Here is a 23804-nt window from a genome sequence, read left to right on the forward strand (position 1 = left end):
TTAAAAGATCGTATAAATAAAAGGTGCTACTGCTGAACCCTGTGTTAATACTATCAACCCGCCAAACAGAGCAAGAATAATGATAATCGGTAAAAGCCAATATTTTTTTCTAACTTTTAAAAATTCCCAAAACTCTTTTATAAAACTCATATCAAAATTGGTTTTTCATTTTACTTTTTGGACCATTTTTTTCAATCCAATATGATTTATTTTTATTATATTTAAGATTTAAGATATCCTTTCCTAAAATTCTCATAATTATACCTGTTGGAGTTACTACAAAAAAAAATATAATTCCCATTATAATTGGTGAAATTATTTTTCCTAAAAATATCCCAAATTTGGCCCAGAGTTTATTTAATGGTGTTAAAATTTTTGAGTTTAATAGACCCAAAATTAAAAAGATTAAAGAAATAAATAAAGACCATATTTTTATCCCATCATTATTAATCAAAGGGTATAAAGATATCAATATAAATACTACAAAAAAAACAATTCCAAAACTTCGATTGGAACTTATTTTGATATCATCCATTTTTTTAGAATACGATAATTAGTTGTTATTTAAAAGGATTTAAAATTATAATATTAATAGTTTGACACTAGACCAGATCCAATGTCTATAATAAAATGAATTATGCTAACATTGATACTTTTTGCATTTTTAGTTGTTATAATATGGGTACTATTCAGACCAATCACAAAAAAAGAGATCGATCGTTATAACAATAAAGACAATTGGTCTAACTCAGATTTGCATTAAGAATTTAGAAAATTTTAGATATGGCACATAATTTGAGTCTGCAAGTTATTGATATAAATGATCATATTTTTGATGAAAGGCTTCTAAAAACTAGCAGAGAAAACTAAAATATTTTGTTTTTAACTAAATGTTCTAAAAGCAGCCATCCTCCGTCGAGACTCAAATGAGTCTTGTTCCAATAAAATACTTTGCCTTGGTAATTTGCAACACATTTATTTTCAACAAAGCTGTTACAAAAAAGGTCTTTTGTGAATATTCTATTTATATCATCATTAAGATTGTCAAAAAACAATACAGTTTTTAAATTTTTCATTTCATTTTCTTCAAATGGTATGAAGGCTAATACTTTATCGTTTTTTAAAACTTTTTTAGCTAAATAATTCGGAACATCTATTCCTATTCTTGGCAAAGGATAAAGTAAGGTTATAGTCTTATCTGAGTCTAAAATTTTTTTAATTTGTAGTTTAAAATTTTTTTCTATTTCAAATTGTTTTATTTTAAAATATTCTTTTTGTTTTAAATCTTTACATTTAAACTCACCACAATAAAAATCTCCATTATATTCATTTACAGAATGAAATTTATGACTCCATCTAAAGAAAAGAACTACATTTTTGATATTCTTGTCATTTAAAACAAAATCAAAAATATCTTTACATAAATTGTTATTCATAAAATTATGTACGTCACATGACGAAACATCATAAAAGATAGATTTTTTATTTTCATTTAAATAATCATTAAGAGGAGATAGCAAGCCATGAGTGAAACTATCTCCTATTAAAACTGTATCTGGTATTTCTTTCTTACTTCCTAGTTTTGAGCAATTATCTGGAATTATTTTTTTTTGAAAACTTTTGAATAATACTTTGCTTTTTATTTTTTTTATCAAACTTTCTTTGCAAGGATTAATCATATTTGATGGTGATTTTGAGTTGTTATATTCTAGATAAAAAGATGCTTCAGATGGAAATCGTTCAATTAGTCCATCTTTTTGATAGATATAATTTCCAGTAACAAAAATTATAGTAAGTCCTATTCCACAAAATCCAAATAATTTTTTTAGCGATATATTTTTATCTCTGAAAGGTTTTTCCAAATATTTCCATGTAATAAAAGACAATACAAAAGTTATTATAATTAAAATAATATAAGTAAGAATTGATAGATCATAAAAATTATGTGATTTATCAGAGTACATAAAATTAAAATGTCTCGAAAAAACAAATAAAGGAAAATGCCATAAATAAAGAGAATAAGAGATTAGGCCTATATTGACTAAAAATTTATAACTTAATATTTTTCCCATGAGGGTAAATTTATCAGCTGAAATAATTAATAAAAAAGCTCCAGCTACTGGTATTAAGGTATAAAAACTTGGATGAGGAATTGTTTCATCAAATATAATTAAAGAATATATTATTAAAATAAAACCAAGTATTGATAATAAATTATTGTGTGAAATTGATTTTATTTTATAATTTGAAAGTAAATATAAACTTGCTAAAGAACCTGCTAAAAGTTCCCATGCCCTACTCACTAAAATTAAAAAGTTAAAATTAGTGTAAAGACCATCTGATAAATCTTGTGCAAGAATTAATGAGAATATTAATAAAATAATTACTATAAATATGATCTTTTTATTAAAAATTTTCCAAAATACTATTAAAAAAATTGGATATAAAAAATAAAATTGTTCTTCAACTCCTAAACTCCAAGTGTGTAACAAGGGTTTCAAGGAGTCTGGTTCAGCAAAATAACCGCCTTGTAATAAAAAAACCACATTAGGAATAAATGTAGACACACCTATCAAGCTCTGACCATATTCTTTAAATGTAAAAGGGAATAAAAGTTTATAAGCAGGATAGATTGATATTATTGTAATGAATACTAAAATTGGTAAGATTCTTTTTATTCTCCTTATAAAAAAATTTTTAAAAGATATTGTTTGTTTTTCATTTAATTCTTTTAGAAGAATATTGGTGATTAAATATCCACTTATAACAAAAAAAATATCTACTCCAATAAAACCCCCAGAAGCATAAGAAATGGAAAATGTATGGTAAAAAATTACTGGTATAATTGCAATGGCTCTTAATCCATCAATTTCTTTTCTGTAAAGCATTATTATTTAAAAATATTATTTTTTTTTATTATTATATAGATTTTTGAAGCTACTAACCCATATACTTTTTCTGAGTAATGAGTTTTTGTGTCACTAAATAGCTTAAATTTATTATTATTAAATTTTCTGATTAACTCTTTTACTTTATTATGATTTTTATCTAAATACAAGATATGTTAAAGATTTTTCAAAAAGCCAAAAATCAATTTATTAGAACTAGTATAGTTTTATTTTTAATACTCTCTTTTTTGATTCTACTTTATACCTTCTACATATCTGAAATTAACTTCCAAGGTTCAAAACATGAAAAATATATTAAGTATTATATATTATCTTTATTTTTAATTTTATTTTTTTTAACCTCATTAAGATTTAGTAAAAAATTTCAGGAATACTTAGTTATAATCACATTTAGTACTATAATTTCTCTTTATACTTTTGAATTTTATTACTTTTTAAAATTTGATTACAGAGTAACAACAGTTAAATATAAAAAAATAGTCAAGGAATCTAAAATAAAAATCTATGAGGATTTCAAAAAAATGAATATTCAGAGTATTCCTTATTACAGAGTTGAAAAAGAGTTTTTACATAATAATCAAGTTATTTTTCCTGTTTCTGGTGTTTCAAAAATTAAAACCATTTATTGTAATGAAAATAATAAACAAATTAATTACATGAGTGACAGATATGGTTTTAGAAACGAGGATAAAGAATGGGATAATAAAAAAATTGATGTGGTTTTGATTGGAGATTCTTTTGCACAAGGAGCATGTGTAGACAATAAAAATACATTGTCTGCAAATATGAAAAAAAAATCTGATTTAAGTATAATTAACCTAGGTATATCAGGTCACGGACCTTTAAAAGAGCTAGTTGTATTAAGAGAATATGCAGAATTTATTAAACCAAAAAAGATATTTTGGTTTTTTTATGAAGGTAATGACCTAACAAAAGACTTAAAAGCAGAACTATCGAGTGATTTTCTAAAAAAATATTTTCATCCTGACTTTAAACAAGATCTAATAAAAAAACAAAAAAATATTGATAATCTGCTTTTAAAAGATTTCAGAAAAAAAATGTTATTTGAAAACCAAACAAATGACAGCATTACAAAATTAAATAATAATCACGTTTCAAAATTTAAGGATTTTTTAGAAAATACAAAATATTTAAGATTATGGGCTGTTAGAAATATATTAAAAAAAAATATTTCTAAGAAAAAAATAGATCCAGAGTTTAAAAAAATTTTAAAATTAGCAAAAAATGAGGTTAACTCCTGGGGAGGGAAATTATATTTTGTTTATTTGCCAGAAAAAACTAGATACCAAAATACATTCTATAGAGAGGTTTATTCTGATCAATTTAGAAACAAAAAAAAAATTTTAGATATAGCACATAGTTTGAATCTGCAAGTTATTGATGTTGATGATGATATTTTTTATGAAATTAAAAATCCAACAGATTTATATTATTTACATTTTAATGAAGATGGTTATAAAATAATCTCCAATCACTTATCAGGATATATTAAAAATGAATATTAACTCTTATTCAGTTTATAAAGAACACTTTAACAAATTCGGATATGTGATTCTTCCTAATGTTTTTAAACCTAATGAAATAAATGATTTAAGAAATGAAATTAAGCTTCAAGAGGAAAATTTAAAAAAAAATATTTCAAGAACAAAATCTTCACTTAAGGATGTTTTAAGTTATCCTTCATTATCTAAAGCAATTCTAAAAAATGAGATTGTTGATTTGTTAAGAATACTTTTAGATGAAAAACCAATATATTGGGGAGAGAGCTCATTTAGATGGAACGAAAATCCCAGTAGAGCTTTTCATAATGACGCGAAAAATGATAACGAATGTCCTTTTAAAACTAAGTATAACTTATTAAGATTTGGTATTTATCTGCAAGATCATGATAAATCTAGTGGTGGATTAAAAATCTGGCCAAAATCAAATAGTATTTTGCAACCAGGCAGACAATTGTTAAAAAAAATTTTTAAAAAAAACTATAGTTTAAAAAATTTATTTCCACAGCAATATCTTAAAAGTGTTAATTTAAAAACAAAAGCAGGAGATATTGTAATTTGGAATCTTAGAACAGCACACAGTGGAAGTGCAGTTAGATTAAAATTTTTAAATAATATAAGTTTTGGTCCTAAAATAGAAAATATCATATTTAAATATTTACATTTTATGGTCAAAGATCTTAGGAAGGAACGATGTGTAATTTTTGCAACTTTTGGAGCAAAAGGCTATCAATTAGAAAATTACATGGAGGAAAAATCAAAACATGAAGGATTGAAAATAATATTTGGAAATTCAAACTGGGATAAAGAAACAAAATTAGAAGCCAAAAATTTAGGAGTAGTACTTGATGAAAGACTTCTAAAAACTTACAGTGCGAACTAAAATATTCATTTTACTTTTTATTTATTGATGAATAGATTTTTTAAAGTATTAGCTTATATCCTTTTTCTGAGTAATCGGTTTTTTTGATTAAATAATTCTTCATGAAGATCAATAAGACAAATATTTGAATAGTTTTTAATTTACTTATAGTAAAATAAACTATTACTAAACTTTTTTTAGAGGCTATTTTTATATTATCCGTTCAATGATTTTTGTGGTTTCATGTCTGCTTTGTCGATCCCAGCCACTTTAACTGGTTTCTTCATAGCATCTCTTCTAAACGGTTCACCTAATTCTTGGTTTAATATGACTTCTATAAAAGTTGTGATCCCTTTTTTTTGGTCTTCACAAGATTGCTTTATTGCAGCCGTAGTTTCTTCCATTGTTCGAACAGTTACACCTTTTAAACCACAAGCATCAGCTACTTTTGCATAACTTAACTCAGGATCTAATTCTGTTCCAATAAAATTATCATCAAACCATAAAGTAGTATTTCTTTTTTCAGCACCCCATTGGTAATTTCTAAAGATTACCATTGAAATTGCTGGCCATTCTGGTCTAGCACATGAACTCATCTCATTCATGCTAATACCAAATGCACCGTCACCTGCAAAACCAATTACTGGTGTATTAGGACATCCAATTTTTGCTCCAAGAATTGCTGGAAAACCATAACCACAAGGACCAAATAATCCTGGTGCTAAATATTTTCTACCTTTTTCAAACGTTGGATAAGCATTTCCAATTGCACAGTTATTACCAATGTCGCTTGAGATAATTACATCATCAGGCATACCTACTTGTATTGCTCTCCATGCTTCTCTAGGAGACATTCTATCTGCATCTCTTTTTCTCGCTTCTGCATTCCAAACTGTTCCTTTATCATCATCTTCGTGATCTAAACTTGATAACTCTTGTAACCAAGCAGATTTAGTTTGGTGAATAATATTTTTTCTCTCTTCTCTATTTTTATCTCCTGCTGTTGGAGAAAGTTGAGCTAAAATTTGTTGTGATACTAATTTTGCATCCCCACAAATACCAACTGTGACTTTTTTAGTTAAACCAATTCTATCTGAATTCATATCAACTTGAATGATACTTGCATCTTTAGGCCAGTAATCCATTCCATAACCTGGTAATGTTGAGAAAGGATTTAATCTTGTACCAAGTGCAAGAACAACATCAGCTTTCTTAATTAATTCCATTGCAGCTTTTGATCCGTTATACCCTAAAGGTCCAGCTGCTAATGGGTGACTTCCTGGAAAACTATCATTATGTTGATACCCTGAACAAACTGGAGCATCTAATTTCTCAGCTAATTTTTTACAATCTTCAATTGCCCCACCAATTACTACACCTGCACCAGATAGTATTACTGGAAACTTAGCGTTTGACAATAAGTCAGCTGCTTTTTTAATTGCATCAACTCCACCTGCTTGCCTTTCAAGTCTAACAATTGGAGGAAGATCTATATCAATTACTTGTGTCCAATAATCTCTTGGAACATTTATTTGTGCTGGAGCTGATCCTCTGATCGCTTTTTCAATTACTCTATTTAATACTTCTGCCATTCTTGAAGGATCTCTAACTTCTTCTTGATAACAAACCATATCTTTAAATAAATTCATTTGTTCTACTTCTTGGAAACCACCTTGGCCCATAGTTTTATTGGCAGCTTGAGGTGTTACTAATAATAATGGTGTGTGGTTCCAGTATGCAGTTTTAATAGGGGTAACAAGACCAGTAATTCCAGGACCGTTTTGAGCAATAACCATTGACATTTTGCCAGTAGATCTTGTGTAACCATCAGCAATTAATCCACCGTTTGTTTCATGAGCAACATCCCAAAAAGTAATTCCAGCATCAGGAAAAATATCTGAAATAGGCATAAATGCAGAACCAATAATTCCGAATGCGTGTTCAATACCGTGCATTTGTAAAACCTTTACAAAAGCTTCTTCAGTTGTCATTTTAGTCATAATAATTAGGCCTTCCTGCTTAAGTTTGTTAAAAAAATCTATAAATAATTTGTTAATTATTAAGATTAATATATAAGAATTAAAAAATTTCAAACAAACAAATTGACCCAATTATGGCCACAGATATTATAATACATGATGAGAAAGACAACGTAGGAGTAGTTGTTATTGATAAAATCACTCCAAAACAAGATTGTGCATGCTGGATTATGGAGAATGATAAAACAGTTCAAATTCAATCTGTTGACGAAATTCAATTAGGACATAAAATTGCAATGGTTGATCTTAACGAAGGTGACACTATTTTGAAATATGGTCATGATATTGGAAAAGTAATTAAATCAATCAAAAAAGGTGAGCATGTTCATGTTCATAATGTAAAAACTAAGAAGTGGTAAAAAATATGGAAATTCCAAAAAGTTTTTTAGGTTATAAAAGAGAAAATGGCAGAGTTGGTACTAGAAACCATGTAATCATCTTGCCTGTAGATGATATTTCAAACGCTTGTGCTGAAGCTGTAGCAAACAACATTAAAGGAACAATTGCCCTTCCTCACTCTTATGGAAGACTTCAATTTGGTGCTGATTTAGATTTACACTTTAGAACAATGATTGGGACTGGAAAAAACCCTAACGTTGCTGCTGTAATTGTTATTGGGATTGAACCTAAGTGGACAAAAAGAATCGTTGATGAAATTGCTAAAACTGGAAAACCTGTTGAAGGATTTCATATTGAAAGAACTGGTGATATTGGAACAATTATGAAAGCTTCTAAAAAAGCTCAAGAATTTGCAATGTGGGCTTCTGAAAAACAAAGAGAAGAATGTCCTTTAAGCGATTTATGGATTTCGGTTAAATGTGGTGAATCTGATACAACATCAGGTCTTGCTGCTAACCCAACTGTTGGAAACCTGATGGATAAATTAGAGCCATTAGGAGTTCATTTATGTTTTGGTGAAACATCAGAGTTAACTGGCGCTGAAAAAGTTTGTGCTACACGTGGTGCAACCCCTGAAGCCTCAAAAAAGTTCATGAAAACATGGAGTGATTACAACGATTTTATTTTAAAAGAAGCAACAGATGACCTTTCTGAAAGTCAACCAACTGCAGGAAATATTGCAGGTGGATTAACTACAATTGAAGAAAAAGCGTTTGGAAATTTCCAAAAAATTGGAAATTGTAAATTTATCGATGTTTTAGAGCCAGCTGAAGAACCTACTAAAGGAAAAGGATTATACTTTATGGATACTTCATCTGCTGCAGCAGAGTGTATTACCCTTCAAGCAGCTGCTGGATTTAATATTCATTTATTCCCAACAGGTCAAGGTAATATTGTAGGTAACCCTATTGAACCAGTTGTAAAATTAACTGCCAACCCATTAACTGTAAAAGGCATGGGTGAACATATTGATTGTGATGTATCAAAAATATTATCACGTGAGATGAACATGTCTGAAGCAGGTGATGAATTAATTAAATCGATGATTAGAGTTGCTAATGGCAGATTGACTTGCGCAGAAGCTTTAGGTCATAAAGAGTTTGTTATGACTAAACTTTACAGAAGTGCTTAATAATAAAATCTAATAAATATTCATGATATTTAAAAAATACCTGGTCGTTGTACCAGGTATTATTTTAGCATTTGTTCTCTACAGTTTATCTCAGGGTTTTAATAATATCATTGGAATTGAATTATTGGGCTATGAAAAAAGCCCAATATCTACAGCAATGATTGCTATTTTACTTGGAATGGTTTTTGGAAACATATTTCAAATGAGAAACAACTTCGTTAAAGGTTTAGAATTTACTCAGTCATATATTCTCAAACTTGGAATAATTTGTTTAGGAATTCAGTTAAAACCTTTTGAGTTTATAGAATTTGGTGCAATAGCAATACCTTTAATTATAATTTGTATTGTAGCTGTACTGATAGTTATAAAGCTATTAATTCAAAAACTCAAAATCCCTACAAGAATGGCCTATTTGATTTCTATTGGCAGCACCGTATGTGGGACAACAGCAATTATGGCGACTGCTCCTGTAATAGGTGCAAAAAAAAATGAAGTATCCTATGCAATCGCTAACATCACATTGTTTGGAATTTTATCAATGCTCTTATACCCTTATTTTGCCAACCATTATTTTGATGCTGAGCCAATGTTTGTTGGTTTATTTTTGGGGACATCAATTCATGAAACATCTCAAGTAGCTGCTGCTGGACTTATTTATGATCAACAATTTAATAGTCCCGAAACACTGAATGTTGCAACGGTAACAAAATTAATAAGAAATACATTTCTAGTAATAATGATTCCTCTTTTTGCATTTCTTTATAATAGAAATAATGTTGTTAAAAAAGACTATTCAATAATTGCAATTTTTCCTTATTTTGTAATAGGTTTTGTAGTTATGATAATTTTTAGAAATGTTGGAGATCTATTTTTCTTAACATCTTATAATGAATTATGGCTAGATACAGTCAAAATAATTAAATTATCATCAAAAATTTTCTTAACAATGGCGATGGCAGCTATTGGTTTATCAACTAACCTCAAAGATCTTAAGGGTATGGGTTACAAGCCTTTTGTCGTGGGGTTTATAGGAATGGCGACAGTAGGTTTGGTTAGTATTTTGACTATAGAATTTTATATTAATTTTTTAAACTAAGACTTTTTTAGTAACATCTTTTTTTTGAAATTAGAAATAACACGCCTAATAAGTGCAGCGCCTACCCCTAAAGTAATTGCAAACATAATTGAAAATAGTCCATAGAAAAATGGCATATCTTCAGAAAATTCTAAGATAAATAATGAGAAAAAATTTAAATCTGAAACTAACACTTGTATTGTTTCTTTATCTACTTGCTCAGCAAAAAATGTTTCATAAGCAATAGCTATTCCAACTATTAGTAATAAAATTGCTAATAATGCTTTTAACCCTGAGCTATCAATTTTTTCACCAAGTTTTTGTCCTATTTGAACTCCTATGATTGATCCAACAACTAACATTGTAACCAACATCAAGTCTATTGATCCAAAATTAAATGAATGTAAAAAAGTAACTATGACACTGACAAAGATTGTCACAAACAAAGAAGTTCCTGGAACTAATTTTGTGGGCATTTTAATTATATAAATCATTGCAGGTACTAATATAAAAGCACCACCTATCCCCATGATTGCAGCAATAAACCCTACGAGCAAACCAATTATAATTGGAGTAAATATACTTTCATATAATTTTGATTTTGGAAATCTCATTCTTAATGGAAGACCGTGTATCCAATAATGTACATGTAGTTTTTTTTTAACTACAAGGTTTCTTTTTGCTCTATCTATTTCTCTAAGACTTTCGACTAACATCAATGTACCAATTATTGCGAGTATATACATGTAAGCTAAAGAAATAACTGTATCAATTTTTCCAATACCTTTAAAATATGTAAAAGTGTAAATACCTAAAGCAGTTCCAATTGTTCCACCAATCACAATCATAAAACCCATCTTATAATCTAAAGTATTCTTTAAATAATGAGTTGTTGACCCTGATACCGATGTTGCAAGAATATTGTTAGCTTCATTTGCAACCGCATATGCAGGTGGTACACCTAAAAAAATTAAAAATGGTGTCATTAAAAAACCACCCCCAACACCAAATAAACCTGAGAGTACTCCAACGATTGCACTTAATAAAAGTATTTCAATGGGGTTAACAAATACTTGTGCTATTGGTAAAAATACATCCATAAAAAATTAATAGTTGTTAAAAAACAACCTAATTAAATGTAATAAAAGTTCCAATTAAAATAACACCCCAATAAGCAGCTAGACTAACGAGGATCCCTGTTTTTATTAAAGTTGCTTTAAAATTTGAGAGTTTATTTATTATTTTTATGTTGAAAATTGACATTACAACCGTCAATACACCCAGTTAATTATTTGTCAAATAAATAGTTTATCTAAAATGATTTTTTTTTATTAGTAGATGGTCGCTCCAAAAACTTTGACTTCATCCCCCTCAACACCAAGCACCAATCTTCCAAGGAACTCACCTTCAATTTCCTTACTCCTCTGTTTGAATAGAACTGTGATGTTTTGGCCTCGTCTTAAACAGCCAAAAGCCTGATAGTCTTCTTTTAAGCTTGTTAAAAGCTTATTATTAGCCCACTGCTTTCCAAGCTCAACTTCATTCGCACCAAACAACATTTGAGTACCAAAATCTTTAGTGAAACCACCATAATCTTTCATATTTGAAGTTTTAACAAGATTGTCCCAAATAGGATTAGCAATTGCTATAATCTCATCATCAGATTTCTCTAATAAATTCATAATTTAAGTTTTACTATTTTAAGAAGCTTTTTTCTTCTCGTTCTCGTCAACTATGTGATATACTGGAACTTTCTCAAGTGAAAATTTACCAGTTTTAGGATCACGTCTAGAAACCGTTAAACAATGCCAATTATCATCGTCAAGTTTCATGTGATCACCTCTGTAATAGTAACCAGGCCAACGTGTTTCCTCACGAAACATAGTATGTTCTGTAACACACTGTGAAGTTAAAGCTCTATGCTTTAATTCCCAAGCTCTCATCAGTTCGTGGTAATCTTTAGCACCAACGTTTTCTAAATCTTCCTCTAACCAAGCCAATAATTCTAAGCCTCTTTTAAGCATATTACCATTGGTCATATAGTTAGTTGCAATTCCTCCTACATATTCGTCCATAATTCTTTGTAGACGTTGTAGTCCTTGAATAGGTGAAATGTAGCTTGGTGAAACGGTTCCACCAGTAATTTCGTTTTGACCTACAGTGTAGTTTTCTAAAGGTTTATAAACTGTAGCTTTAAAATCTTCACATTGTTTATCAGAAACTTTAATTCCTTCAGCTTTTTTATCTTCAATATATTTTACAGCAGCTTTTGCAGCTAAACGTCCTTCTGTGAAAGATCCAGATGAAAATTTATGTGCACTTCCACCAACTGTATCTCCAGCACCAAAAAGTCCATCAATAGTTAACATTCTATTGTATCCCCAAAAGTATTCTGGTGGAGATAAGTCTTCTGGTCCACTTACCCAAGCTCCTGAACAAGTTGCATGAGAACCCATAACGTAAGGCTCAGATGTTGTTAGTTCTGGATTTGTGTACTTAGGGTCAATATTTTGTGATGCCCAAACAACAGCTTGACCAACCGTCATACCAAGGAAATTTTCCCAGCCAACAGTCTCTAAATGTGGATCTTGGAATGCTTCAGTAGTAACCATGTGAATTGGTCCACCACCTGCCATTGTTTCTTGAATAAATGCATGATTTCTTAAACATGTTGGAGTTGGATGATGGTCAATGTATTCACCAACTAATTCTTTAGTTTGGTCGTACCATTTCTTCTCGTAGTTTTCTCCATTCGCATTTTGAGTATAAGTTTTAAGATGTAAAAAATATGCTCCAACTGGACCATAACCATCTTTAAATCTACATAACACAATTCTATTTTCCATTTGTGTCATTTTAGCACCAGCTGCAATTGGTAATGCATAAGCAGAACCATTACTCCATGGTGCATACCAAGTTCTTCCCATTCCTTCACCAACGGCTCTTGGTTTGAAAATATGAGAAGCTCCACCTGCTGCAACGATTACAGTCTTTGATCTAAATACATGAAAATCACCGGTTCTCATGTTGAAGCCTACAGCACCACCTACTCTATTTTCTTGAGTCTCATCCATTAAAAGATGAGTAATCATTATTCTATTATAAATTTTATCAGCAGATTTTTTGGCAGCTTCAGCAACAATTGGCTTATAGCTTTCTCCATGAATCATGATCTGCCATTTACCTTCTCTAAGGTAACGGCCAGTTTTTTCATTCTTCATCATTGGTAATCCCCACTCATCAAACATATGAACAGTTGAATCTACGTGACGAGCCATATCATATCCTAAATCTTCTCTAACCATTCCCATTAAATCATTTCGAGCATATCTTACGTGATCTTCGGGTTGGTTTTCTCCCCACTGCATACCCATATAACAGTTGATAGCATAAAGACCTTGAGCAACCGCTCCACTTCTATCAATATTAGCTTTTTCAACACAGATGATTTTCATATCTCTGCCCCAGTGTCTAGCTTCAAATGTAGCACCTGTTCCAGCCATACCTCCACCAACTACTAAAACATCACAATCTTCAAAATGTGTCTTATGCTTAGCCATTAGTAGTAAACTCCTTTTTTAAATGAGTCTTTTGGAACTGACGGTAAATCTCCATCAATATTTAAACCTTTTGGTTCAGTGTAAAGTCTTTGTGAATTAATTTCACCTTGATTAGGTTTATCAACTTCAGCTAATTTTGGTATAAATTTTCCCCAAGGCTTTGTTGTAATTGGAGACACAAAATCCTTTGTAGTTCCATTTCTAAATTTAATTTTCCAAGAGATAGTTCCTTTTTCTTCTTCACGTCTAACCCTAACACTGTGACCCATTGGTGCAAAGTCTGCATAACCACGAACATCTATTGCATGATTAGGGCACGCTTTTACACATGAATAACATTCCCAACAAAAGTTAGGCTCGATATTTACTGCTCTTCTAATATTTTCATCAATGTGCATGATATCTGAAGGACAAATATCTACGCAGTGACCACATCCATCACATCTCGTCATGTATACAAAAGTTGACATATTATTTTACCTCTCTCTATTAATAGTGCTTTGGTTGTTCTCTTTTAATGCCTAATCCAAATTGTTTTGGTGCATCTGCAAGTGGAGGAAGATTATCTCTTGAACCATCTGCTTCAGCTAAGTTTTTTTGGATAGCTGCACCAGGTTTATAAAACATGTGTGCAAATTTTGACCAATAAACTCCCCCAAATAAAACAATGTTTGAGGTAATAAATAAAATTAAAAATAAATAACTAAGTCCCATTGAATTTGATGATTGAAAATAAGACCATGCAAGTCCAGTAGTTGCGCAAGCTAATAATGCTAAAACAAATAAGTCTGCTTTAATAATTCTATACCAAGGATGAGCTTCGGCTAATACATCAACTCTTAAAAATAACCAAAACCAATATCCACCAACACAAGTCATAATTGCACCAATATGCCAAATCATTGGCCATATTGTAGGTGTCATTATTTCTTTCCCAGTATAACAAAAAACCATTACAACTGAGGCTACCCAAAATAAAATAGTGCCGTACATACCTAGTACATGCGCAACTCTTCTTTTTCCAGCTCCAAGTTCTGCTGTTGTTGCAATGTCATGTACTACAGTTTTTAAAATTACTGATGTTTTTTCAGCTGCACCCAATTCTCTATCAGCTGACAATTTTGCTTTTTTTGCGTTATTAAAAAAATAAGTAACATTTTTATGATGGATCATCTGAATAATTGTTCCAATAATAATAAGAGCAATCATTGCTAATACAAAAAATTGTATTGCTGCTGGAGATATAGTTTCAGCCAAAACTGAAAAAGGGTTAATTGACATCATAATTAGTTGTACCTTAATTTAGATTCTATATTGATTGTGATTTTTTAGTACAGTTGAAATAATAGATCAACCGTTTTATATGGGTTATTTTATCATATAAGGTTTTACACCTTGCGCTTGTAGTGTTGTTGCTTTGGTATAACCGACCGAACTCCTCCTTGTGGGTTATCAACATCGCCTTCTCTACGAGGAATTAAATGAATATGACAATGCAAGATTGACTGTCCAGCAATAGCGCCAGCATTTGTTCCAATATTAAACCCTTTAACTGCAGGATCTTTTAACATTATTTCTTCTTTAATTTGCTTGATTAAATTATTGCAAGCAATCACCTCATCATTATTTAAATCAAAATAATCCCTAACATGACGTTTTGGAATAATTAAACAATGAAATTCAGACACAGGATATGTGTCATAACTAGCATAAGCAAACTCATTTTCAGCGGCCAAACCACTTTGTTTAGAATTGCAGAATAAACAAGGATTGTTTGGGTCAAACATAAATATTATTTATAGATAGAACATTTGTTAATTTCACTTTTATAAAAACTAGAAAATATTTTATAAAATTTTAAACTTTTTCTCTTCCAATTAATTTCATTAATATTTTTTATTGATGCAACACCTTTTCCAGAGCCAATAAGAAGGATTTCTTCATACTCAGATAAATTTTTAATCACAATATCTTTACTAATAATTTTTCCTAATTTCTTTTTAAAAAACCTATAAGTTATACCTTTGTAAATATTATTTAGTGGAGAATACACTTTATCATTTTTTATAAATAGCATATTTGAAGTTCCACTTTCTAAGATAGTATTTTTGTAACAAAGTCCCACATCCGAGGTAGTATTATTCATTTTTGATAAATGCTTAAGTATAAACTTATATTTAAGATTTTTATATTTAGGATCAAATCTTTTATGATTTATGAGTTTTAAATTAAAATTTAATTTAGGAGTTTTCCTATTTCTGAATGAAATTGATATCATTTTTTTATTTACAGCAACCCTAAGAAGATGATTATAAGATTTTTTTCTATTAATATTTAATTTTATTAATTTAAGAATATTTTTTTCAAGATTGGGAGTATTTAATTTATAAACCTTTAAAGATTTAATTAAATTTTTAATATGTTTTTTAAAAAAAAGTATCTTTGCTGGTTTTCCAAAAATCCACATTGTTGTAAACACACCCTTGTCCCCCCAAAGATCATTAAAATTAATTTCTTGGTTGGTTTTAAGCTGATAAGATTTTTTTAATAAGTAAGTTACCATTTTCAGTTAAAAAAGATTCAGGGTGAAATTGAAAGCCATATATTTTCTCTTTATTATTTTCTATTGTCATTGCTGTATTTGAAATAGCACACCTCATTGTAATTTCAAAATTTTTCGCAGTAAACGGCTCTTTTAATTTTAGAGAGTGATATCTACCTACTGTGAATTGACTTTTTTTTTTGAATAATGAGTTTTTACTAGTTACTTTTATTTTAGATTGGAAACCGTGGTAAATCTTTTTTTGTTCAATTATTTTTCCATTTTCACAATGAAGAATTTGTTGAAACCCAAGACAAATTCCAATAATTTTTTTTTTACCTTTGAATTTTTTATAAATCTCAGAACTAATTGGATAGTCTTTCGGAGCACCTGGACCTGGTGAAAAAACAATAATATCTGCTTTTTTTAATTTATTTTGATTTATTTTATTAAAATTAGTACAAACCACTTCATCAAAATTTTGAAATTGATGTACTACGTTTTGAGTAAAAGAGTCATGATGATCGATAATGTATATCATTTGTAAAGATCCATTAATGATTTTGCTTTAATATAGTTTTCATTAAATTCATGAGCTGCATTGCTGTCAATTACCACTCCTGAAGCCACAGAAATTTCTGATTTACCTTTAAAATTTAATATTGATCTAATAATGATATTAAACCTCATATCACCATTGAACTTTAAGTAACCAAAACTACCTGTATAAATATTTCTACTTTGTTTTTCCTGTTTGTTTAACAAATTTAATGTACTAATTTTAGGACATCCTATTACAGAACCCCCTGGCATCATTGCTTTTATAATCTCTAATGAAGTAACTTTATTCTTGAGTTGTCCTCCAATTAAACTCACATAATGATAAAGATCTTTATATTCTTCAACTATCTTCTTCTTTAAAATTTTTACTGAGCCTGGTTTACAAATTTTAGATAAGTCGTTTCTTTCCATATCAACAATCATATTATGTTCTTTGGATTCTTTTAAGTTTTTTCTAAAAAAAGTAAGGGCTTTATTTTTATTTAATTTTTTAGTTTTTTTTAAAGTGCCTGCTATAGGCTTCGTTGTTATAAAATTATTTTTTTTTGTTATCAAATTTTCAGGTGAGCAGCTTATTATTGAATAATTTTTATCCTTAATCATAAAGGCTTCGGGCGCCATATTACTTTTTACAAGTCTACAAAAGAAGTCTAAAGCATCAATTTCTGATTTATTGCTATATTTAGTACAAATTTTAATCTGGTATGTTTCTCCAGATTTTATTTTCTTTTTAAATTTATCAAATATTTTCTTATAGGATTTTTTATTGATATTTATTTTAAATAAATTATTAGCATTTAATGATCTTGTTTTGTTATACTCAAGATTGTTTGAAAGTTTTAATTTTGTTTCAGGTTTGTAAAATATTCCTTTAGGGAAATTTATTGTTTTTTGTTTTTTAATTTTTACCTCAATTAAATTATTTAATATTTCATAGCCAAAAAAACCGATAAACAGATCTGTTTCTTTGTGGGTGGATCTCGATCTATTATTTTTATTAATAAATTTTTTAATATTATTTTTGTTTAAAATGATCTTTTTCGAAAAGTCTGTATAAAGATCAAACCCTTTATCTGATTTATAGATTATGAAAGGTTTCTTTGAATTATTTAAATCCAGTAAGTAGTTTTTCTTATTCAATTTCTATTCTGTTTTTAATCTTAGAACTGCTTCTTCTTTAATTGGTAAATGTATTATTGCTGCAAAAACAGATAAAACAATTGCTAAATACCAAGCATAATCATAAGAGCCATATAAATCATGAAATAGTCCTCCAAGAAATGCTCCAAAAAATGAGCCTACTTGATGACTTAAAAAAACTATTCCATAAAGAATACCAAGATATTTTGTTCCAAAAATATGAGCAACTATTCCACTTGTAGCAGGTACTGTTGATAACCATAAAAAACCAAAACTTGCACCAAAGATAAATGCATTAATGTTACTTGCGGGTAAAAATATGAATAATATAATTGAAATTCCTCTCAATGCATAAATAGAGCTTAAGATAATTTTTTTACTAATTTTTGTAGATAGATATCCGCTTAATAAAGAACCAAATATGTTAAATAATCCAATTAATGACAATATTGCAGCAGCCGTCCAGCTTTCTAAACCTCTATCTATTACGTATTTTGGAACGTGTGTTCCAACTAAAGTTATATGAAAACCACATACAAAAAACCCAGAGACTAAAAGTATATAACTTTTGTTTTTGAAAGCTTCCTTAAATGCCTCTAAGGCGCTTTGGTTGTTTGGTTTTTCAATGGATTGAGCTAAAGAAGGAGATCTAACAAAGAAAGCCACTATAAGTCCAATAAATAAGAATATCGTGAATACAAAAAGTGTGTCCACCCATCCATTTTTAATTAACGAATAACTCGTATAAAGTGGAGAGATAAAATACCCCAAAGAACCAACTGCTGTCACTATACTCATAGCTATTGTTCTGTTTGATAATGGAAAATGCTTTCCAACAATAGACATTGGAATACTAATTGCAGTTCCTCCCAAACCAATACCAACTAGAAGTCCTAAATCTATTTGAAAAAAAATTCCAGTATTTGGACCAGCATATAAAAAATAAATTCCTAAAATATAAAAAACAAAAGCTAAACAAATCGCTTTATGTCCACCATATTTGTCAGCAATAGCTCCAAATATAGGACCAGTTAAACCCCACATTAACATTTGAATGCCAATTGCTAATCCAGATTGAGTTATTGAAATATCCAGATCATTTTTAAAATCCATAAAAAACAAACCAAAAGTTTGTCTAATTCCAAGAGAAATTAAAACTACAATACAGGCTGCAATCAGCGTTATTAAAGCTGTTCTATTTTGAATAAATTTTTCTGAACTCATTTAACATGTTTAATAGATCTTTTTAGATCGTCAATGAGATCTTTTGGATCCTCTAAACCAATATGTAATCTAACTAAATGTTCATCCTTTGCTAATTTTAAATATTTTCTATTGCCCTGTTCTCTTTTGTCTTGATATAAAGCCAAACTTTCAAACCCACCCCAACTATAACCATAGCCAAATAACTTAAGAGAATTTACAAATTTGATCACTGAATTTTTATTTTTAGATTTTATTTTAAGACCCATTAATCCTGAGGCACCAGAATAATATTTTTTCCACATTCTAAAATTAAATGAATCTTTCTTGTGGGGATATAAAATTTTTATATTTTTGTAATTGGATAAAAATTCTGCAACTAATTTTGCATTTTTTTGATGTCTATCTAACCTAACATCTAAAGTCCTAAGACCCCTTGTTATTAAATATGCATCATCTGGTCCAAGTCTTAGACCGGTAATTTTATTTGTTTTTTCAACTTGTTTAAAAACTTTTTTATTAACAGCTAAAGTTCCACCCATTACATCTGAGTGTCCTGAATAATATTTTGTAGCTGATACTATAGACATATCAAATCCTAAGTTCATAGGTTTTAAAAAATATGGTGTTGCCCAAGTATTATCAATTGCAGTTAAAACTTTATTCTTTTTTGCAATTGAAACTATTTTACCTAAATCTTGAAAATCAAATGTGTTACTTCCTGGATTTTCAACAAAAATTAATTTAGTTTTTTTTGTAATTGCTTTTTCTAAAGTTTTCAGATCATGTGGGTTATAAAAAATTGATTTTATATTAAACTCACTTAAAAAATTTTCTGTTAAAATTCTTGTTGGTGAATATGTGGGATCAGCCACAATAATTTCATCACCTGGTCGGGTAACACTGAAGATTGACAAAAAAACTGCACCAAATCCTGTTGGAGTTAAAAAAACATGATAAGCCTCTTCAATTTCTTTAAGAATTTGTGATAAAATATGTGTTGTTGACGTACCTTGTCTTCCATAATCAAAATGTCCGCCCGTTGGATCTTTTTTGCTTTTCTCTTGCATTTTTCTAATATCTTGCATGGATTTGAAGATAATAGTTGATGCTCGAACAATTGGAGGGTTGACTGACTGATTATGGTAATCTTTAGCTGTATGTTTAATGAATGTCTTAAAAGATTTAGTCATAAAAAATTTGATAAGTTCATGGGAGAATGCTATATCCCTCGAATTACGTCAATAAAATTAATTATAGGATAGTATGGGTTACCCAAAAAAACATAGAGGCCGAAGAAAACAGGGTTCTAAAAAAAGAAGAGCCAAAAGAAAAAATAAAAAGAAATAGTTTCCAATGGAGCAGATCAACAAGGTTAAGTCCATAAGTATATGGATTTTTATCGTACCATTTGTTGCAGTAAATACTTGCTTAATACTAATAACACAATTTCAAGAATTATTTCCTAATCAAGAGGATATCATCCACAATACAATACCTTATTTTGATGGAGGAGCTTCCATCAGCAGAACTGCAAGACCTTATCCGTCGTGGCTTGTTTTTAAACCAGCAATGTTTTTAACCTCATTCCTATTAATTAAATATTGGCTATTCAATAAAGCTATTGCATCCTCATTTGAAAAAAATCATAAATATATTAATAAATTTGTTTATTTTGGGATAGCTTCGGCAATAGCCTTAACTGTTCACTCAATTTTCCTAGGAATAAAATTTGATAATGATTTTTATAAATTATTCAGACGTGTTGTTATGCTTATGTTTATAATTTTTGAAATTGTTGCCCAAGCATATCTAGTTGCAACTTTATACTCTTTTAAAGATAAACTATCTAAGTATATTAATAAAACTTATCTAACTTTAAAATTATATCTTGTAAGTATTTTAATTGTTGTAGCAGTAATAAGTGTCCCTATAATTAGTTTACCAGGTAATAATTTTTTAGGTTTTAGTGTAAAATTTTTTAAACATGGTTTAGAATGGAATTATTTTATAGGCGTAATAACATTTTATCTATTAACTTACTTGATGTGGAAAAAAAAAATTAATTAGTTATCCACCCACCCCCAAGAACTTTATACCCATTATTATTTTTTGAATAAAAAACACACGCTTGACCTGGAGCAATACCATGCTCCTCTTCTAATAAAAGAACATTAGCTGTAGTGCTGTTTATATCAATTTTAGCTTTTATTAGTCTTCCAGTGGATCTAACTTTGACTAATAATTCTTTTTCGAAATCTTTATGATTATTGGTAATAATATTTAAATCTTTTAAATTTATTTCTGTTTTAACAAGATGCTCTTTAGAGCCAACGATTATTTCATTTTTATTAGCAATTATTTTTATTACATACAAAGGATTTTTATCAGAAACACCAATTCCTTTTCTTTGGCCAATTGTATAGTTAATTATGCCATCATGTACTCCTATTACATCACCGTCAATATTCTTGATGTTCCCTTTGCTAAAAGAATTAGGTCTAAATTTTTCTATAACAGAAGCATAATCACCATTTGGAACAAAACAAATATCCTGACTGTCCGGTTTATCTGCAACATTAAGATCTAAATCTCTTGCTATTTTTCTAGTTTCATCTTTTAGCAAGTTTCCAAGTGGAAATCTTAGAAAATTTAATTGATCTTTTGTTGTATTGAATAGAAAATAACTTTGATCTCTATTTAAGTCAATTCCACGATACATATCAGTATTATCAAAGTCTGTTATACTTTTTACGTAGTGTCCTGTAACTAGTGCGTCAGCTTTTAACCTTTTTGCTTCTTTAAACAAATCTGTAAACTTAACTGTTTTATTACATTGAACACAAGGAATGGGTGTTTCTCCATTTAGATAGCTATCAATAAAGTTATCAATAACTCCCTCTTTAAATTTATTTTGATAATATAAAATTTTATGTTCAATTTTTAATTTATCAGCTACCCTTTTTGCATCCATAATATCTTGTCCGGCACAGCATTGTTTTGAAGATGCGGTTTCTTTATTATCATTGTAGAGCTTTAGTGTTATTCCAATAACGTTATAGCCCTCGTTTTTCATCATCGCTGCAACTGTTGAGGAGTCGACTCCTCCAGACATAGCAACAACAACTAACGTATCTTTTGGATCTTTGGCTATTCCAATTGAATTCAATTTTGTCATATTTAATAATATTTATTAGTATATTATCTATAAGTAAATTAATGATTTTAGATTTTGAACCTGGTGACAAAGTAACTAATCCTGACAACAAAGAATGGGGTATTGGACAAGTTCAATCAATAATTAATGGTAAAGTTACAGTAAATTTTGAAAATGTAGGAAAAAAAGTAATCAATTCTAAACTAATAAAATTAAAAAAATTATATAAATGAATTTAGAAGAAAAAAAGAAAATAACCCTTTCGTTAATAGATACTTTTAATAAAGCAGGAAAAGTAGCTTTGGATCTTAGAGAGGTAGGATTAATAAAAGAAACTAAGTCGGACAGTACGCCTGTAAGTAATGGAGATATTGAGGTTAATAAACTTCTTACTAAGAAAATAAAAGAGATTACACCTAATATTATAATTGTTTCAGAAGAGAGTGCAAATCACAAGCAGGATATTGATTTAAATAATTTCTGGTTAATAGATCCAATAGATGGGACTAGGGATTACATAAATAATAGAAATGAATTTACTCTCAATGCATCATTAATCTTAGATAAAAAACCAGCAATTGGAATTATAACTGCTCCTGCAAAGAATAGAGTTTTTTACTCTTATGGATTATCACATAGTTATGAGTTGATTAACGCTCAAGAAATTCAATTAATAAATAAAAAAAAAAATCATGATACAATAACAGCTGTAAGTTATTCTAATGAATTGAAACCAGAGATTTTAGAAATACATAAAAAAAATAATATTACCTCATATCAAAAAATGAAAAGCTCCTTGAAATTTTGTGTAATTGCTGCTGGTGAATTTGATATGTATGTTGCTGAGCCTAGAGCTTGTGAGTGGGACATTGCAGCGGGGCACGCAATACTTGAACATGCAGGAGGTAAAATAACAGATTTTAATGGTCGTGAAATACTTTATGGTAAACCGAGTTTTAAAAACCCAAGTTTAATTTTAAAAAGTAAAAATATACTGTAATGGATGAACAATTAAGAATAATATTGATTATAATAGTTTCAGTTTCAATATTTGGTCTTGTAACTTTTGTATTTGTAAGAAATTATATCAAAAATATTATCAACCAATTAGTTAAGGAAGATAAAAAAAAATCAAAGTAGTTTAATTATCTTTAAATAGTCAGCTTGATCAATATCCATTATTCTTTTTGATGTTTCAAAGTCAAAACCATTTCTAGCAAGCAAAGAAATGTCTTTTTTGTAAAATAAAGGTCTATTGTCTTCTGCTCTAGCAGGTCCAATTCTCTTTTTTTTACAAATCTTTATACCTGAGAAAAAATCTTGATCAGAATTATCCTCTTTAATCTTATCAATAGTTTCTTTGATGTAGGTGTCATCAATGCCCTTTACCATTAGGTAGTTTCTAATTTTATTAATTGAGCTACCTCTTTGAATAAGACTTCTTGATTTACTTTCTGAATAAAATTTATCACTAATAAATTTACTTTTTTCAAGATCTACTAAAACAATATCTATCAAATCAGTAATATCTTGTTTTTTAACATTAGGGACATTTGCTTTTAAATATTTTTTTAATAAGTAGGTTCGTAGTTGTTGTTTTGAAGGAGCATATTTCTCTATGTAAGCGAATGAAAAATTTCTCATTTCTTCCATGGTAACTTCTAGTGTTTTTTTTCTATTTCTTATGGGAATCATGCTATCTTGT

General features: G+C 29.0%; 26 protein-coding genes. 9 read left to right on the top strand and 17 right to left on the bottom strand.

The genetic code is table 11. From position 1 onward, the window contains the following. The 3 genes from AC5SLL_RS03810 to AC5SLL_RS03820 form a co-directional block, all read right to left on the bottom strand. Window positions 1–150: a DUF5989 family protein gene (locus tag AC5SLL_RS03810; RefSeq protein ID WP_494586153.1), complete on the bottom strand. Its 150-nt coding sequence runs from the start codon at window positions 148–150 to the stop codon at window positions 1–3. A gap of 1 nt (window position 151) precedes the next feature. After that, the gene (locus AC5SLL_RS03815) at window positions 152–535 is read right to left on the bottom strand and encodes an SxtJ family membrane protein (RefSeq protein WP_494586154.1); all 384 of its coding nucleotides are present in this window, start codon (window positions 533–535) and stop codon (window positions 152–154) included. A 331-nt stretch (window positions 536–866) separates the two neighbouring features. Beyond that, window positions 867–2888 (bottom strand): acyltransferase family protein, encoded by a 2022-nt coding sequence (locus AC5SLL_RS03820; RefSeq protein ID WP_494586155.1) that lies wholly within the window; start codon window positions 2886–2888, stop codon window positions 867–869. A gap of 173 nt (window positions 2889–3061) precedes the next feature. On the opposite strand from AC5SLL_RS03820, the gene AC5SLL_RS03825 reads away from it, so the two are divergent. Then, complete coding sequence (locus tag AC5SLL_RS03825) at window positions 3062–4435, top strand: SGNH/GDSL hydrolase family protein (protein WP_494586156.1); 1374 nt, start codon at window positions 3062–3064, stop codon at window positions 4433–4435. After that, window positions 4425–5312 carry a phytanoyl-CoA dioxygenase family protein gene (locus AC5SLL_RS03830; RefSeq protein WP_494586158.1) on the top strand — a complete coding sequence of 296 codons (888 nt, stop codon included), beginning with the start codon at window positions 4425–4427 and terminating at the stop codon, window positions 5310–5312. The genes AC5SLL_RS03825 and AC5SLL_RS03830 overlap by 11 nt, the downstream gene beginning before the upstream one ends. Window positions 5313–5506: 194 nt before the next feature. Here AC5SLL_RS03830 and xsc read toward each other — a convergent pair whose 3' ends face one another. Next, window positions 5507–7291 (bottom strand): sulfoacetaldehyde acetyltransferase, encoded by a 1785-nt coding sequence (gene xsc, locus AC5SLL_RS03835; RefSeq protein WP_494586159.1) that lies wholly within the window; start codon window positions 7289–7291, stop codon window positions 5507–5509. A 113-nt stretch (window positions 7292–7404) separates the two neighbouring features. Between xsc and AC5SLL_RS03840 the strand changes: the two genes are divergently transcribed. Genes AC5SLL_RS03840 through AC5SLL_RS03850 form a run of 3 tightly spaced genes read left to right on the top strand, consistent with a single transcriptional unit; the run spans window position 7405 to window position 9957 of the window. After that, on the top strand, window positions 7405–7689 hold the full coding sequence (locus AC5SLL_RS03840) for a UxaA family hydrolase (RefSeq protein WP_494586160.1): 285 nt from the start codon (window positions 7405–7407) through the stop codon (window positions 7687–7689). 5 nt (window positions 7690–7694) lie between these two features. Beyond that, a complete protein-coding gene (locus AC5SLL_RS03845) occupies window positions 7695–8861 on the top strand; it encodes a UxaA family hydrolase (RefSeq protein ID WP_494572649.1) in 1167 nt (388 codons plus the stop codon). Between the two features lie 22 nt (window positions 8862–8883). Further along, complete coding sequence (locus tag AC5SLL_RS03850) at window positions 8884–9957, top strand: YeiH family protein (RefSeq protein ID WP_494586161.1); 1074 nt, start codon at window positions 8884–8886, stop codon at window positions 9955–9957. Here AC5SLL_RS03850 and AC5SLL_RS03855 read toward each other — a convergent pair. From AC5SLL_RS03855 to AC5SLL_RS03905, 11 genes are all read right to left on the bottom strand, one after another. Further along, the gene (locus AC5SLL_RS03855) at window positions 9954–11036 is read right to left on the bottom strand and encodes a sulfite exporter TauE/SafE family protein (RefSeq protein WP_494586162.1); all 1083 of its coding nucleotides are present in this window, start codon (window positions 11034–11036) and stop codon (window positions 9954–9956) included. The two genes, AC5SLL_RS03850 and AC5SLL_RS03855, sit on opposite strands and share 4 nt — an antisense overlap. Before the next feature lie 231 nt (window positions 11037–11267). Next, the gene (locus AC5SLL_RS03860; RefSeq protein WP_494580492.1) at window positions 11268–11618 is read right to left on the bottom strand and encodes a hypothetical protein; all 351 of its coding nucleotides are present in this window, start codon (window positions 11616–11618) and stop codon (window positions 11268–11270) included. Window positions 11619–11636: 18 nt separating this feature from the next. Beyond that, window positions 11637–13496 (bottom strand): adenylyl-sulfate reductase subunit alpha, encoded by a 1860-nt coding sequence (gene aprA, locus AC5SLL_RS03865; protein ID WP_494580490.1) that lies wholly within the window; start codon window positions 13494–13496, stop codon window positions 11637–11639. Then, entirely contained in the window at window positions 13496–13966 is a 471-nt protein-coding gene (aprB, locus tag AC5SLL_RS03870) for an adenylyl-sulfate reductase subunit beta (RefSeq protein ID WP_494580488.1), read from the bottom strand. Before aprB ends, aprA begins: the two co-directional genes overlap by 1 nt. 19 nt (window positions 13967–13985) lie before the next feature. Then, window positions 13986–14780: an adenylyl-sulfate reductase gene (locus tag AC5SLL_RS03875; protein WP_494572655.1), complete on the bottom strand. Its 795-nt coding sequence runs from the start codon at window positions 14778–14780 to the stop codon at window positions 13986–13988. Between the two features lie 104 nt (window positions 14781–14884). Further along, complete coding sequence (locus AC5SLL_RS03880; protein ID WP_494586163.1) at window positions 14885–15283, bottom strand: HIT family protein; 399 nt, start codon at window positions 15281–15283, stop codon at window positions 14885–14887. A gap of 5 nt (window positions 15284–15288) precedes the next feature. Continuing rightward, the gene (locus AC5SLL_RS03885; protein WP_494586164.1) at window positions 15289–16059 is read right to left on the bottom strand and encodes an aminotransferase class IV; all 771 of its coding nucleotides are present in this window, start codon (window positions 16057–16059) and stop codon (window positions 15289–15291) included. Then, window positions 16022–16579, bottom strand: coding sequence for an aminodeoxychorismate/anthranilate synthase component II (locus AC5SLL_RS03890; RefSeq protein ID WP_494586165.1), 558 nt, complete (start codon window positions 16577–16579; stop codon window positions 16022–16024). The genes AC5SLL_RS03885 and AC5SLL_RS03890 overlap by 38 nt, the downstream gene beginning before the upstream one ends. Continuing rightward, window positions 16576–17739, bottom strand: a complete 1164-nt coding sequence (locus tag AC5SLL_RS03895) for a chorismate-binding protein (RefSeq protein WP_494586166.1) — start codon at window positions 17737–17739, stop codon at window positions 16576–16578. The genes AC5SLL_RS03890 and AC5SLL_RS03895 overlap by 4 nt, the downstream gene beginning before the upstream one ends. A 3-nt stretch (window positions 17740–17742) precedes the next feature. After that, on the bottom strand, window positions 17743–18963 hold the full coding sequence (locus AC5SLL_RS03900; protein WP_494586167.1) for an MFS transporter: 1221 nt from the start codon (window positions 18961–18963) through the stop codon (window positions 17743–17745). Continuing rightward, window positions 18960–20135 carry a trans-sulfuration enzyme family protein gene (locus AC5SLL_RS03905; RefSeq protein ID WP_494586168.1) on the bottom strand — a complete coding sequence of 392 codons (1176 nt, stop codon included), beginning with the start codon at window positions 20133–20135 and terminating at the stop codon, window positions 18960–18962. The genes AC5SLL_RS03900 and AC5SLL_RS03905 overlap by 4 nt, the downstream gene beginning before the upstream one ends. 163 nt (window positions 20136–20298) lie before the next feature. On the opposite strand from AC5SLL_RS03905, the gene AC5SLL_RS03910 reads away from it, so the two are divergent. Further along, on the top strand, window positions 20299–21012 hold the full coding sequence (locus AC5SLL_RS03910; RefSeq protein ID WP_494572662.1) for a hypothetical protein: 714 nt from the start codon (window positions 20299–20301) through the stop codon (window positions 21010–21012). Here AC5SLL_RS03910 and mnmA read toward each other — a convergent pair. Next, entirely contained in the window at window positions 21005–22120 is a 1116-nt protein-coding gene (gene mnmA, locus AC5SLL_RS03915; protein WP_494580475.1) for a tRNA 2-thiouridine(34) synthase MnmA, read from the bottom strand. The two genes, AC5SLL_RS03910 and mnmA, sit on opposite strands and share 8 nt — an antisense overlap. Before the next feature lie 41 nt (window positions 22121–22161). Between mnmA and AC5SLL_RS03920 the strand changes: the two genes are divergently transcribed. Genes AC5SLL_RS03920 through AC5SLL_RS03930 form a run of 3 tightly spaced genes read left to right on the top strand, consistent with a single transcriptional unit; the run spans window position 22162 to window position 23239 of the window. Then, entirely contained in the window at window positions 22162–22332 is a 171-nt protein-coding gene (locus AC5SLL_RS03920; RefSeq protein WP_494586169.1) for a DUF3553 domain-containing protein, read from the top strand. Further along, complete coding sequence (locus AC5SLL_RS03925) at window positions 22329–23099, top strand: 3'(2'),5'-bisphosphate nucleotidase CysQ family protein (RefSeq protein ID WP_494586170.1); 771 nt, start codon at window positions 22329–22331, stop codon at window positions 23097–23099. The genes AC5SLL_RS03920 and AC5SLL_RS03925 overlap by 4 nt, the downstream gene beginning before the upstream one ends. Beyond that, window positions 23099–23239 carry a hypothetical protein gene (locus tag AC5SLL_RS03930; RefSeq protein WP_494572666.1) on the top strand — a complete coding sequence of 47 codons (141 nt, stop codon included), beginning with the start codon at window positions 23099–23101 and terminating at the stop codon, window positions 23237–23239. The genes AC5SLL_RS03925 and AC5SLL_RS03930 overlap by 1 nt, the downstream gene beginning before the upstream one ends. On the opposite strand, the gene AC5SLL_RS03935 is transcribed toward AC5SLL_RS03930, so the two are convergent. Beyond that, a complete protein-coding gene (locus tag AC5SLL_RS03935) occupies window positions 23231–23794 on the bottom strand; it encodes a regulatory protein RecX (RefSeq protein ID WP_494572667.1) in 564 nt (187 codons plus the stop codon). The genes AC5SLL_RS03930 and AC5SLL_RS03935 overlap by 9 nt on opposite strands. Between the last annotated feature and the right edge of the window lie 10 nt (window positions 23795–23804).

The sequence above is a fragment of the Candidatus Pelagibacter sp. PS_43 genome (assembly GCF_059417795.1).